Below are 13,855 nucleotides of genomic sequence, written 5' to 3' on the forward strand. Positions count from 1 at the left end.
TCGTCTCATGCGACCTGCGTCCACCCCTGCAAGGCCGCTGCTTCGGCCCGGACCGCTTCGGGACCTCCCAGAACCTGGCGGTCGAAACCGATTCGCTTGAACCAGAAATGCAGACCTAGGAGATCGGTAAAACCCATCCCCCCATGCACCTCGGTTGAGGTTCGGGCGACAAAACGGTGGACTTCGCCCGTATGTGATTTGGCATGGCATGCCACCAGCGAAGCCTCGTCGGGCGTCGCATCGAACGCATGGGCGGCATACCAGACCAGCGAACGGCATGGTTCATGGCGGGCAGCCATTTCCGCGCACATATGCTTGACCGCCTGGAAGCTGCCGATCACTCGTCCGAACTGTTCGCGCTGCCCGGCATAGTCGACCGCTTTTTCGATCATAGCCTGGCCCGCACCGAGGCTATCGGCGGCCAAGAGCACCCGGCCGGCGTCCCGCAGGCGCCTGACTGTGGCCCCACCATCGTCCGCGAGAGCCTCGCCCGCTACGCCAGAAAACCGCAGCTCCCCTACGCTCCGGGTGCGGTCGATCGTTTTGAGAGCAACCTTCTCCAGACCCGCAGCATCGCCAGCTACGAAGTGCATACGACCGGCGGTATCGGCTACCAGAAACGCGTCGGCTTCCAGGAAGTCGAGCGCGAACAAAGCCGTTCCGTCGAGCTTTGCGCCGTCGAAGTCCACGCCTGCCCGGTCCCGGATCTCCACCGTTTCCGCGATCGCGACGGCGATTTGCGCCTCGCCCTTCGCTATCCTCGGCAGCCAGTGCGCCTTCAACTCCTCGCTACCGCCCTGTGCCAGCGCAAGGGGTGCCAGTACATGGGCACCGATAAAAGGCACCGGCGCGACGGCATAGCCGAGCTGCTCGGCCACAACGGCGGCATCGAGCATTGTCATCCCGAGCCCGTCATGTTGCTCGGGAACCATCATTCCCCAAATGCCGATTTCGCCCAGCGCCGAACGCACGTTGTCGCTGAAGGGAACCGAGCCCTCCGCGCATTCGCGCACATGATCGAGCGGACAAGTATCAGCAAGAGTGCGGCTGATCGCGTCGCAGAGCATCTCCTGGTCTTGCGAAAGTCCGAAATCCATCAGGCGGCTCCCTTATTCTGCCCGCTTGCAACGGCCGTCGCCTGTTCGGCCGCGGGAGGCGTTGCGAACTTGGGTTCGCGCGGCATTTCCAGCCCGCGTTCGGCGATGATGTTCTTCTGGATCTGGGCGGTGCCTCCACCGATGATCAGACCAAGCTGGAACATGTAGTTCCACTGCCAGGCACCGTCTTCGCGCTCGCGCTCGCTTCCGTGATAGAGTATGCCCATCTCGCCCATTGCGTCGATCGCGAGCGCGGAAATCTGATGGGCGAGCTCACAGCTCTGCAGCTTCACGACAAGTTTCGCCATGCCGCCGGCATCCCCCCTAAGGCTGTTCGACAGGATGCGCATGCCGTTGAATTTCATCGCCGCGACTTCGGCTTGCAATGCAACCAGCCGGTCACGCAGAACGGCGTTGTCCATTGCGCAACCCTGGCCGATGCGTTCTTTTTGCATCAGCCTGACCAGCGCCTGGAGCCGGTTTTCCAGTGCATCGGGGTCGCCCAGCATGCCACGTTCATGGCCCAGTGTGGCATTGGCCACGTACCACCCCTGCCCGCGCTGCCCGACGATCTGATCCAGGGGAACCCGCAAGTCGGTAAAGAACGTTTCATTGAACTCGGCATGACCGGTCATGGTCTTGAGTGGTCGGACCTCGATCCCTGGTGTGTCCATCGAGAAGATCAAGTAGGAGATGCCGCCGTGCTTGGGCGCGTCCGGTTCGGTCCGAACAAGGCAAAAGATCATGTCCGCCTGCTTGGCCGTGCTGGTCCAGATCTTCTGTCCGTTGATGACAAAGTCGCCATTTTCGACGCGGGCGCTGGTCTTGAGCGCGGCGAGGTCCGATCCCGCTCCAGGTTCCGAATATCCCTGACACCAGACTATCTCGCCATTAAGGGTCGGCTCGATCCATTGCCGTTTCTGGGCTTCGGTTCCGAGTTCCAGCAGCGTGGGAACGAGCATGGAAATGCCCTGGTTCGCAAGGCCTGCGGGGATGCCAGCGCGCGAAAATTCCTCGGCAATGATCCGCGATTTCAGGATGTCCGGCTCGGCTCCGTATCCGCCGTATTCTTTGGGAATCGTACGCGCCGTGTAACCATGCAGGATCAACAGCTTTTGCCATTCGACGGCTTCGGGGGAAGGGCGCGCGGCACGGCCTTGGCCATCGGGTGCGCGGTGACCGTGGGTTTGCAGGAACTGGCGCACTTCCTCGCGAAACACGTCATACTGGGGTCCGTAGTCGAGATCCATCTTGGTCTATCCTTCTGCGCGCGCGATCGCGACGGGTCGGAATACTGGCAGGCGAAAATCTTCGGAGATCGGCTCGAAATCCAGCGTGACCGGCAGATCGAGCTCAAGCTCGTCGAGCGCGCAATCGACCAGCCGGGTTGCCATGCGCACTCCCTCCTCCAGTTCCACCACCGCAGCGATGAAGGGAATCTCGCCGGCGAAGGCGGGATGCAGTGCCTGATGGGTCACCGTCCAGGAAAACAGCGTGCCATTGCCGGTGCTACGCTCCCACGACCACTCAGGAGAACCGCATCGGGCGCACATATAGCGCGGCAAATGCCGAAAACTGCCGCATCCTTCGCACTGCTGGAAGTAAAGGTTGCCGTCCTGACACCGGTTCCAGAATTCCTGCTCCACCGGATCCTGCGGGCGCGGCTTTGGCTTGGCTGGTGCGGCCTGCGCCGAGGGGCGCATCTTGGGCGGCAGATCTTTCTCGTCGCTCACGCAAACCTCCTCAAAATCGCTATACTGCCGTCACCCAGATCGCCCCAGCCGGTCACCAGGCCGGTCTGGGCGCCTTCGACCTGCCGCTCCCCACAATCGTGGCGCAACTGACGCACCGCCTCGACGACATGGTTCAGTCCCCAAACATGGGCCTCGCTCAGCAGGCCGCCATGGGTGTTGACGGGATAGCGCCCGCCCAGCTCGATCTGGCCATTCGCGACGAACTCTGCCTGTCCACCTGGTTCGCAATAGCCCAGGGCCTCCAGCTGCAGGAGAACCACGTAGGTGAAGCAGTCGTAGATCTGCAGAAAATCCATGTCTTCGCGATCGACCCCCGCCATTTCGAACGCGCGCGGCGCGGCGTAGCTCAGGCCGATCTTGAAGGGGTCGGGACGCGAAGGGATATCGTCGGCGGGGTAAGGATGCCCTTCAGCCGCACCGGCGATGCTCACGGGAACATGCGGCATGTCCCTGGCGCGGTCCATTCGCGAAACCACGACTGCGCATGCCCCGTCAGTCTCCAGACAGCAATCGTAGAGGCGAAAGGGTTCGGATATCCAGCGCGCGGAATGGTAGGTTTCGGCATCCAGTTCCCGGCCATAAGTGAAGGCCTGCGGATTCATCTGCGCATGGCGACGGCACGCCAGTGCAACGGCCGCCATCGCTTCCGGGCCGATATCGTAAATTCGGGAGTGCCGGGTGGCGAGCCAGGCATACATCTGCACCGGCAGGAACACGCCATACGGAATGTAATAGCCTTGGATCGTATTCGTCAGGGTGTTCATGTTCATCGGCCGCGTCGGCGGTGCGCCAGGCTTGGGCCGCAAGGCGGAATAACCGTTCCACCCGAGCGTCACCAGCACATGGTCGCATAAGCCGCTGGCAATTGCCATCGCGGCGTTCTGGAGTGCCGTGGTAGGGCTCGCCCCGCCCATGTGGACCGTAGAGGCATAGCGCAGAACTTCGATACCGAGGTTAGCCGCCATCTCTTCCGAGGTGGTGTAGATCGGCGGAGGAACCATGCCGTCGATATCCGACGGCTTCAGCCCTGCATCTGCTATGGCTTTGCGCGATGCTTCCAGCATCATGTCGACCGCGGTTTTCTCGGTGCCTTTCACGAAAGCGGTTTCGCCCACTCCGGTGATGGCCGATTTGTCGCTTAAGCTCATGCCTGCCTGACCGCCTGGTAATCGCGTTCGAGCTGTTCGGAAAGAGCGCGCACCCTCTGATAGGTCTCCGGCGGACGCAGTCGCAACTCGCGGCGGACATCCTCCAACGGACGATCGAGATTTTCTTCCCAGTAGAAGGTGGTCAGATCGGCTGCAGCCCGGCCCCGGCGCCACGCTTCAAATGCAGCGCGCGCCACTGGCAACTGGGCAGCTTCCAGTTTCATCTTGGGAATGCCGACGCCCACGATGAAAGCGATCCCGTGATTATAGAATTGCGCGTTTCCGAAGGACAGCACGCACAATTCGCCCAGTGCGTCCCTGCCGTATCCGGTGACGACATGAAACAGGTCATGCGAATCGCGAAGGCGCCGACGATAGAGGGAAACATCGGGGTCGCCGAGGTCCTCCAGACCTCCGGCCTCGCTGGCTTCCGCCAGACCTTCTGCTGTCAGACCCTCCCCGTAAACAAAATCGAGGTAGGCTCGGCCAAGCGTGCCAGACGCACAGGTCGCAAGGCGTTTGCGATCGCACAAGGTTTCAAGTAGGTCGGCCCGGTCGGAAGCGATACGCCGCCCATCGCTCGACTTCATGAAGCGATTGAAATTCCGATAATAGGAATTGCCCGACAATGCCTTGACGATACGGAACACCTGCGCCGTATCCTCCTTGTCGGCAATCAACTGCCTCATTGCCCCAGCGCTCTGAGAGGCTCTACGGGGCGGCGCAATTCATGACCTTTGGCGTAAGCCATCTTCTTGCCTCCTGCGCTTCACTTGTAGATACCAGCGGACGCCAACGCCTTCTCGGCTCCATCGACCAGGTCGCGCATCACTTCGGCGGCAGGCCGGATCGAATCGATCAGGCCGATGCCTTGCCCCGCGAAGCCGGGGATGACATCCTTGCGCTCGGCCTTGATCCCGGAGGCCATGACCGGGCCGGAGATCATCGACTGATAGGGCATCGGCAGAGGTTCCTTTCCGGCCTGCACCCAGGCGTCGGCCCATTTGTTCCGGATCATGCGCGCCGGTTTGCCGGTAAGCGATCGACTAACGACCGTATCGGTATCGCCGCTTTCGGTGATCGCCTCTTTCTGGAAGCGCTCGATGCCCGCTTCCTCGGTCGCGAGAAATGCCGTGCCGACCCACGCGCCCTCTGCCCCCAGCATCATCGCAGCGGCAACACCCCGGCCATCCGAGATACCGCCGGCCCCAAGGACAGGAACACGATCGCCAACGGCGTCGACCACCTGGGGAATCAAGGAAATAGTCCCGATCGGCGAGTTGTGACCTCCGCCATCGTGCCCTTGCGCGACGATCATGTCGATGCCCGACCCGACGACCTGTTCGGCGTGCTTGACCTTGCCGATCACCGCCATGACCTTGGTGCCATTGGCATGGAGCCGATCCATCCAGGGTTCAGGATTGCCAAGGCCGGCAGCATAAACCGGCACCTTTTCCTCGATCACCACTTCCATCTGCGCCTCAAAGAATTCCTTCGAGAACAACTGCGGGCCGCCCTTGCCCATTTCAGGCGCGCCCGCCGCCCGCATGGCGGCGGCAGCATCGACCTCCGGAAGCTCTTCACGATCCATGAAGTCGCGCGCGAACTGCTGATATTCACCCATCAGATCCATGGGATTTTGGGGTGCAGCACCGCTTTGAGGGGCAGAGCCGCGCCTGACCGACGCGGGGAGCAGCGTATCGACACCGAAAGGTTTGTCGGTCAATTCCCGGGTCTGGCGAATCCAGTCACGCAACTGATCGGGCGAACACGCCGCGGCACCCAGGACCCCGAGCCCGCCGGCATTCGAAACCGCAGCCGCCAGCGCCGGAACGCTCGCTCCGCCCATCCCGGCAAGCAGGATCGGGTACCGGATCCCCAGCATTTCGCATATTCGGCTCTTCAACGCCATTCTTCCTCTCCAGCCACTTGCCTAAACGCACACTCAAACTATTGAAAATTCTACAGCTGCCCCCACCGCACCCGCTGCGAGACCAGCTCGGGACTGCGCTCCGAAAGATAGACGGCAGAGCCGGCCACCAACCGGCTCATTGCTTGACGGGCCGCGGCGCTGTCGCCAGTCCGCACTGCCTCGAGCACCCGCACCAGAAACTTCATCTGCACCGCCCGTTCCTGTGCCGAATATCCCAGCGAATGGGAAAACTCGCGGGTCAACAGATGCATCGCAGAGGTCAGCAAACCGAACAGCGGATTGCCGCTCGCCCAACCCAACAAGTCGTGAAATCTGCGATTAAGTTCCTCGAATTGATCAGAGGCTTCATGATGCCTCAATTCCGCCAGACACCCTGCCAACGCGCTGAGATCAGCGGTAGTTGCACGCTGGGCTGCATACCCTGCGACATCGGGAGCAATTGCTTCGCGCAATTCAAGCAAACCACGCAAATCGGCTTCCATGAAATGCAGAATCAATGACAAACTGCTTGCAAAATCGCCGGTCTGCGGACGGGCTACGACGGGACCTCCACCACGGCCGAGCTGGAGATGGATGACCCCTTGCAATTCCAGGAACCGCAAAGCCTCCCGCAAAGTTGCGCGCGCAACCTCGTAACGCGCGAGCATTTCATCCTCGCGCGGAAGCCTGTCACCCGGGTTATGGCGACCCGCCTCGATGTCCCGCACGATGCTTTGCGCAAGAGAAAGGGCACGCTTGGCCTTCTTCATCGCCGGCATCCGCCACTCATCAGCACACCCGCACCTCTCGAATAAACAGTATAAGGATATTAGCAAACCTTCGCTGGATCGGCACACTATCCGATGGGATTGGTGTCTGCAAGGGACTAAAAGAGTATACGATTTATTGACTGCACGAGATGTCTCCCTTAAGGATGACTGAAGGCCGATCAGGCCTGAGATGTAGAAGGAATAGTTCTTATGGACAGCCAGATCGCCGAGCCGGATGCCGCGGCGAGGATCGCGTCAATTCCGATCGAGGAAATCGACGTGGCCCGGCCAAGCCTGTTTCAGAACGATACCATCGGTCTATTTTTTGACAGGTTGCGCGCCGAAGAACCTGTCCACTACTGCCGCGAGAGCTATGTCGGCCCTTACTGGTCCATTACCAAGTTCGACGACATCATGTCGGTGGACACCAATCATAAGGTCTTCTCTTCGGAAGCGAAGCTAGGCGGAATTGCAATCCAGGACATGCATTCGGTGGAAGGCGCGCTCGAACTTGAAATGTTCATAGCGATGGACCCGCCCAAGCACGATCAGCAGCGCAAGGCGGTGACTCCGGCAGTGGCTCCGTCCAACCTGCAACTGCTCGAGCCGATCATCCGCAAGCGCGCGGGAGAGATTCTCGATGAACTCCCGATTGGCGAAGATTTCGACTGGGTGGATAAGGTTGCGATCGAGTTGACGACGATGACGCTGGCAACCTTGTTTGATTTCCCTTGGGAGGAGCGGCGCAAGCTGACGCGCTGGTCCGATGTAGCAACTGCGGCACCTGAAACCGGGATCGTCGAATCCTACGAGGCGCGGCGCGAAGAACTCATCGGTTGCGCGATGTATTTCAAGACTCTGTGGGACGAACGGATAAACGAGGAGCCGAAGAACGACCTCATCTCGATGATGGCTCATTCTCCCGCCACGCGCGACATGCCGTTCCTCGAGTTTCTCGGCAATCTTATGCTGCTGATCGTCGGTGGAAACGACACAACACGCAATTCCATCAGCGGCGGCGTGCTCGCCTTGAACCAAAGCCCGGACGAGTACGCGAAACTCGACGCGGATCCTTCGCTCATTAGCAAAATGGTTCCGGAAATCATCCGTTGGCAGACCCCCCTCACTCATATGCGCCGCACCGCGCTGGAAGATTGGGAGATCGGCGGCAAACAGATCAAGAAGGGCGACAAGGTGGTGATGTGGTACCTGTCAGGCAACCGCGACGAGAGTGCTATCGAGCGCGCGGACCAGTTCATCATCGACCGCAAAAATCCGCGCCATCACCTCTCATTCGGCTATGGCATTCACCGCTGCATGGGAAACCGGCTCGCGGAACTGCAGCTGCGGATCATCTGGGAAGAAATTCACAAGCGCTTTTCCCGGGTCGAGGTTACAGGTGAACCAGAGCGTCTTTTTTCAAACCTCGTCCGCGGAATCACCAGGCTGCCGGTGCGGCTCCGCGCCCGCTGACTCTCGAGATCGAAATGCGGAGTTCAAGATGATCAAAATTACGTTCGTGGCTAGCGATGGTGAGCGACGGGAGGTCGAAATAGAAGAAGGCGAGACAGCCAGGGAAGCGGCGCTATACAATGACGTGCCGGGTATCGATGGCGATTGCGGAGGGGTATGTGCTTGCGCGACCTGTCATGTGCATGTCGATCCCGAATGGATCGACAAGGTGGGTCGGCTTATGCATGATGGAATGGAGGCCGACCTCTTGCAGTTCGCCGAAGGCACCACTGAATACAGTCGCCTTGCCTGTCAGATTCCGATGAAGCCGATGCTGGATGGATTGGTTCTTCACCTACCCGAACAACAATACTGACGGAGGGATCCTCGTCCCCGTAGCCTACATTCTTATCTGTCTTTCCTTGATTCTTCGAGAAAACACCCATGGCCACACAAATCGAGCCCGCAACCCAGACCGACGAAGACGCCTTCCGCGCGGAAGTGCAGCAGTTTCTGGCGGACAATTTTCCCGCCGAACTCAAGGGCCAGTCGAACGCGCTGGCCGGCGTGGACGGCCCCACCAATGAAACGCCGGCGCAGACCAAGTGGCGCGAAGCCGTGGGCGCGCGCGGCTGGGGCACCCCCACCTGGCCGAAGGAATACGGCGGCGGCGGCCTCACCAAGGCGCAGGCCAAGATCATCGACCAGGAATTCGCCAAGGCGGGTGCCTACAACCCGATCGGCGGCATGGGCGTCATGATGTTCGGGCCGACGCTGCTCGAATACGGGAACGAGGCGCAGAAAAAGGAACACATCCCGCCGATCACCCGCGGCGAGATCCGCTGGTGCCAGGGCTATTCGGAACCCAATGCCGGCTCCGACCTTGCCAACCTCCAGACCTTTGCCGAGGACAAGGGGGACCACTACCTCGTCAACGGCCAGAAGACCTGGACCAGCGGCGGCCAATGGGCCGACAAGTGCTTTGCAATTGTGCGAACCGACAAGAGCGACAAGCACAAGGGCATCAGCTTCATGCTGATCGACATGGACAAGCCCGGTGTCGAAGTTCGCCCGATCACCATGATCAGCGGGACCAGCCCGTTCTGCGAAACCTTTTTCACCGACGTGAAGGTGCCCAAGGAAAACCTCGTCGGCGAGGAAGGCCAGGGCTGGACCATCGGCAAGCGCCTGCTGCAGCACGAGCGCACCAATATCTCGGGCGGCGGCAGCCTCGCCCGTCTCATGGGCCAGAGCCTTGGCGATATCGCCAAGAAGTACCAGCCGACGGGCGCCGACGGCGAACTCGCCGATGCGGTGCTGCGCGACAAGATCGCTGATTTCGAAATCCGCTGGAACAGCTTCCTGCTCACCGCGCGCCGCGCGATGGAAGAGAGCAAGGCAGCTGGCGGCGTCTCCGAAATCAGCTCTGTGCTCAAGAAGCTCGGCACCAAGCTGAGCCAGGAACGCAGCGAATTGCTGATCGAAATCCGCGGGTTGCAGGGCCTCGGCTGGGAAGGCGACGGCTTTTCGGACGGCGAGCTGGAGGCCGTGCGCGCGTGGCTCTTCGGCAAGGCGACCACCATCTATGGCGGCTCGACCGAAATCCAGAACAACATCATCGCCAAGCGCGTGCTCGGCATGCTCGACCACCAGTAAGAGAGGGGAGCAAGGACAATGGCCGTTCTCAACGAAGAACAGGAAATGCTGCGCGACATGGCGCGCGAATGGACCGTCAACGAAAGCCCGGTCACCGAATTCCGCAAGGTCCGCGCCAGCGGCGAGCCCGAAGCCTTCAACCGCGACGCCTATGCGACGATGGCGCAGATGGGCTGGGCCGGGGTCATCATCCCCGAAGAGCATGGCGGGTCGGACTTCGGCTTCCTGTCCGCGGGCCTCGTCGTCGAGGAACTCGGCAAGACGCTCACCGCCAGCCCGCTGGTGATGAACACCGTCGCCGCCTCGGCGATCGTTCTTGGCGGCAGCGACGAGCAGAAGGCCAGGTGGCTGCCCAGGCTGGCGAGCGGCGAGGCCATCGCCACCCTCGCCGTCGACGAAGGGCCGAGCCACGATCCTGCGAAGATCGAGACCAGTGTGTCCGACGGCAAGCTGAGCGGCACCAAGGCCTTCGTCCATGAAGCGCATGGTGCGGACCTGTTCGTCGTCGCGGCGAAGGACGGGCTTTACCTGGTCGAGAAAGGCGACGGCGTCGCGCTCACCACCCGCAAGCTGACCGACCAGCGCAGCCATGCCGACGTCACCTTCGACGGCGCGGCGGCGGAGAAGCTCGCCAATGGCGGCGACAACCTGCTCGATGACGTGCTCGACCGCGCGCGCGTGCTCACCGCAGCCGAAATGCTCGGCATGGCGCAGCAAGTGTTCGACGACACGCTCGACTATCTGAAGCAGCGCGTGCAGTTCAACCAGGTGCTGGCGAGCTTCCAGGCGCTGCAACACCGCATGGCGGACCTCTTCGCCGATCTCGCCCAGATGCGCAGCGCGGTCGAGGCGGGCCTGCAAGCCGTCGATGCCGGCTTCGGCGTGGCGCGCGCGGCGACCATCGCCAAGGCGGAAGCCAACCGCGTTATGCACACCATGGCAAACGAGGGCATCCAGCTGCACGGCGGGATCGGCATGACCGATGAGTACGACGTCGGCTTCTATCTCAAGCGCGCCCGCGTGCTGGAGCAGAGCTTCGGTTCGTCGAGCTGGTTAAAGGACCGATTTTCCAAGCTGTCTGGCTACTAGAAACCTGCATGTAGTGACCTGCATGGCATTTTTGCCACATGCTTGTCGACAATGTGAAATAATCCGTCAATTCATCTACCAAGTCTTGAAATGAAACGCGCTTATCGGCATCGTTTCTAACATCGACTAGTGCCTAGGATGGGGCACATTCTTAGAGGAGAGGCACATGAAAAGATTTCCATCACGCCACCATTGCGCCCTTGGTGCATTGGCAGCGGCACTTGCCTTCACACCGACAGCCGCCTTCGCCCAGGATGTTGGCGAACCCGATGCGGATCTGGTTGAAGGGGCCGATGTCGAAGACCAAAACGTAATCATTGTTACCGCGCAAGGGCGATCGCAGGTCTTGGCGGATGTTCCAGTCGCCGTGTCAGCTGTTTCCGGAGAAACCCTCCAGAATTCGGGCGCCAGCGACATACGTGAGCTGAACCAGGTTGCACCGTCCCTGCTGGTGTCTTCCACCGGCAACGAAGCTAACGGTTCCGCGCGTATTCGCGGTATCGGCACGGTCGGCGACAACCCTGGTCTGGAAAGTTCGGTCGCGGTTTTTGTCGATGGAGTCTATCGCTCTCGTTCGGGAAGCGCCCTGAGTGAGCTCGGCCCTATCGACAGGGTCGAAATCCTTCGCGGTCCCCAAGGTACTCTGGGCGGGCGGAACTCATCGGCAGGCCTGATCAATATCTACACCGCACCGCCCGAGTTCGATTTCAGCGCATACGGGGCCTTCACTTATGGCAACTATGATGCGATCCGCGTCGAAGGTGGCATAAACGCTCCGCTTGGCGACACCGTAGCTGCGCGTGTGGACGGCGTTTACTTTGAGCGCGACGGCTTCTACAACGATATTACCAACGGCGGGACGATCAACAATCGCGATCGTTATCTGGTCCGCGGTCAGCTCCTGTTCGAACCCAATGACGACCTGTCCATTCGCCTTGTCGGGGATTATTCCAAAAAGGACGAAGCGTGCTGTGCCGCGACGTTCGTCCAGCCCGAGTTTGCTCCGCTTGCACGGATCAGCGCTGGATTTGATCCCTTTACGAGGCCATCGGATGGGGCCGCCCTGACGAGTACCGCAAATCCGATCGTTCCCGTGTTGCTTGCGCTTGGGCAGGATCCGCGTGCCCTCACCCAGGATACATTCAACCGCGACCTGTACCCTACGCCGGGCAGAAGCTATGAAGGCGAAACCGAAGACTACGGTATTTCGGCTGAGATCAATTGGGATTTCGGGAACGTCACGTTGACGTCTATCACGGGCTACCGTGAATATGCCAACAGCCAGGGATCTGACACCGATTACACTACTGTCGATATTCTCTACCGCGCTCCGACCGAGAATGCTCTTGCTCGAGACTTTGAAACATTCACTCAGGAACTGCGCCTTACCGGTGAGGCCTTCGATGGCAAACTCGATTGGTTGATCGGCGCGTATTACGCCAATGAAGAACTGCAGGTGCGTGACAATCTGCGGTTCGGCACCCAGTACGGCAATTTCGTAGCGTGCCGCATCGCTATCGCGATCAACCCGGCTTTGGTCAATCCGGGGGCTTCCAATTGCCTGGGTGCCAACGTGGCGGCATTGGACGGTACGCTGACCGGAAGCCCGGCATTCGGCGCTGCAACCCCGGCGATCCTCGCAGGTATCAACAACCTTGCAAGCATCAGCGATTTGGGAACGGTCAGCGAGGTCTACAATCAGACGAGTGAGAACTTCGCGTTCTTCACGCATAATATCTTTGCGATCACGGATACGCTCGATTTGACGCTGGGGCTTCGTTATACAAACGAAACCAAGGACTTCGACGCAACTTTCCGCAACGACAACACGGTTTGTCCGACAAACCGCAATCTGCTCGGAGGCTTTCTGGGTGTTCCGACTTTGGCACCTCTGGCCGGTGGTATCATCAGCCTTTCCTGCCAAGGCAATTCGACATCGGAGCTCGATGGAGTTTCTCTCGAAGACTCGCGCGAAGAAGAGGAGTTTACCGGCACGGCTATCCTGAGCTGGAAGCCAACTCCCGATCTGCTAGTCTACGGTTCGTATTCACGCGGCTACAAGGCGGGCGGTTTCAACCTCGACAGGTCTGCACTGTCAAATCCGCTTGCGTTCGATCCGGCCAATATCTCGGCAGCCGCGCTGCAGTTCGATGAAGAAACAGTCGATGCATATGAGATCGGCCTCAAATACTCGACACGCGAGTTCGGGGTTAGCATTGCAGGCTTCCGGCAAGAGTTCAGTAACTTCCAGTTGAACACGTTCAATGGGGCGTTCTACATTGTGCAGACGGTCAATAGTTGCGATAGCGATCTCGGCGGGGCCGACAGAGACGCAAGCGCGACAACCGGTGCATGCTCTTCCGATGAAGTTGCACCAGGTCTGATCGCTCAAGGTGTCGAGATCGAAACCTATCTACGGCCCGCTCGTGATTTGGATATTACCCTTGGCGTCACCTATTCTGATACGAGCTTTGAAGACAATCTTATCGGGGACGATACCGGGGCACCGCTCGACCCCGCACTACGCTTGCTGCCAGGCGACAACCTGTCGAATGCACCAGAGATCGTGGCAACATCGTCGCTTACGTGGACGCCGCCAATCGGCGACAGTGGGCTCGAAGGCCTGGTCTTCGTGAACGCTCGTATGGCTGGTGATTACAACACCGGCTCCGACCTGCTCTTCGGCAAGGAACAGGACAGCTTCGTCGTAGTGAACGGGCGTGTGGGTCTGACCAATATTGCGGATCGCTTCGCGATCGAGGGATGGGTCAATAATTTGTTTGACGTTGGGTATACGCAGGTGGCCTTCAACACGCCTTTCGTGGCTCCGCAACAAACGTTCTCCGCTTTTCTTGCGGAACCCCGGACTTACGGCATCACCGTGCGCGGCAAGTTTTAAACTTACTCGCTAATTGCAAGAGGGTTCGGCGCTTCGCTGTGTCGAGCCCTCTTTTTCGAACTTTTATTTGCTCACGAC

General features: G+C 60.0%; 12 protein-coding genes. 5 read left to right on the forward strand and 7 right to left on the reverse strand.

The genetic code is table 11. The features are described 5' to 3' along the window. Nucleotides 1–5: 5 nt before the first annotated feature. The 7 genes from KYK83_RS12645 to KYK83_RS12675 form a co-directional block, all read right to left on the reverse strand. On the reverse strand, nt 6–1,097 hold the full coding sequence (locus KYK83_RS12645) for an acyl-CoA dehydrogenase family protein (RefSeq protein ID WP_151884729.1): 1,092 nt from the start codon (nt 1,095–1,097) through the stop codon (nt 6–8). Further along, complete coding sequence (locus tag KYK83_RS12650) at nt 1,097–2,347, reverse strand: acyl-CoA dehydrogenase family protein (RefSeq protein WP_151884730.1); 1,251 nt, start codon at nt 2,345–2,347, stop codon at nt 1,097–1,099. The genes KYK83_RS12645 and KYK83_RS12650 overlap by 1 nt, the downstream gene beginning before the upstream one ends. Before the next feature lie 6 nt (nt 2,348–2,353). Beyond that, nucleotides 2,354–2,830 carry a Zn-ribbon domain-containing OB-fold protein gene (locus KYK83_RS12655; RefSeq protein ID WP_006834185.1) on the reverse strand — a complete coding sequence of 159 codons (477 nt, stop codon included), beginning with the start codon at nt 2,828–2,830 and terminating at the stop codon, nt 2,354–2,356. Beyond that, entirely contained in the window at nt 2,827–3,999 is a 1,173-nt protein-coding gene (locus tag KYK83_RS12660) for a thiolase C-terminal domain-containing protein (RefSeq protein ID WP_050599565.1), read from the reverse strand. The genes KYK83_RS12655 and KYK83_RS12660 overlap by 4 nt, the downstream gene beginning before the upstream one ends. Then, on the reverse strand, nt 3,996–4,688 hold the full coding sequence (locus KYK83_RS12665) for a Coq4 family protein (protein WP_063511645.1): 693 nt from the start codon (nt 4,686–4,688) through the stop codon (nt 3,996–3,998). The genes KYK83_RS12660 and KYK83_RS12665 overlap by 4 nt, the downstream gene beginning before the upstream one ends. Before the next feature lie 80 nt (nt 4,689–4,768). Then, nucleotides 4,769–5,911, reverse strand: coding sequence for an NAD(P)H-dependent flavin oxidoreductase (locus KYK83_RS12670; protein ID WP_063511644.1), 1,143 nt, complete (start codon nt 5,909–5,911; stop codon nt 4,769–4,771). Nucleotides 5,912–5,961: 50 nt separating this feature from the next. Beyond that, nucleotides 5,962–6,681: a FadR/GntR family transcriptional regulator gene (locus tag KYK83_RS12675; RefSeq protein WP_225982198.1), complete on the reverse strand. Its 720-nt coding sequence runs from the start codon at nt 6,679–6,681 to the stop codon at nt 5,962–5,964. 210 nt (nt 6,682–6,891) lie between these two features. Here KYK83_RS12675 and KYK83_RS12680 point away from each other — a divergent pair, with 210 nt between their 5' ends. The 5 genes from KYK83_RS12680 (at nt 6,892) to KYK83_RS12700 (ending at nt 13,777) form a co-directional block, all read left to right on the forward strand. Beyond that, complete coding sequence (locus tag KYK83_RS12680; protein ID WP_063511642.1) at nt 6,892–8,154, forward strand: cytochrome P450; 1,263 nt, start codon at nt 6,892–6,894, stop codon at nt 8,152–8,154. A gap of 28 nt (nt 8,155–8,182) precedes the next feature. After that, nucleotides 8,183–8,509 (forward strand): 2Fe-2S iron-sulfur cluster-binding protein, encoded by a 327-nt coding sequence (locus KYK83_RS12685; protein ID WP_006834191.1) that lies wholly within the window; start codon nt 8,183–8,185, stop codon nt 8,507–8,509. A 68-nt stretch (nt 8,510–8,577) separates the two neighbouring features. Beyond that, nucleotides 8,578–9,789 carry an acyl-CoA dehydrogenase family protein gene (locus tag KYK83_RS12690; RefSeq protein WP_063511641.1) on the forward strand — a complete coding sequence of 404 codons (1,212 nt, stop codon included), beginning with the start codon at nt 8,578–8,580 and terminating at the stop codon, nt 9,787–9,789. A gap of 18 nt (nt 9,790–9,807) precedes the next feature. Further along, a complete protein-coding gene (locus tag KYK83_RS12695) occupies nt 9,808–10,878 on the forward strand; it encodes an acyl-CoA dehydrogenase family protein (protein ID WP_006834193.1) in 1,071 nt (356 codons plus the stop codon). A 166-nt stretch (nt 10,879–11,044) separates the two neighbouring features. Further along, on the forward strand, nt 11,045–13,777 hold the full coding sequence (locus tag KYK83_RS12700) for a TonB-dependent receptor (protein WP_067506369.1): 2,733 nt from the start codon (nt 11,045–11,047) through the stop codon (nt 13,775–13,777). Nucleotides 13,778–13,855 lie beyond the last annotated feature (78 nt).

The organism is Qipengyuania pacifica (assembly GCF_019857205.1).
Classification (GTDB): domain Bacteria; phylum Pseudomonadota; class Alphaproteobacteria; order Sphingomonadales; family Sphingomonadaceae; genus Qipengyuania; species Qipengyuania pacifica.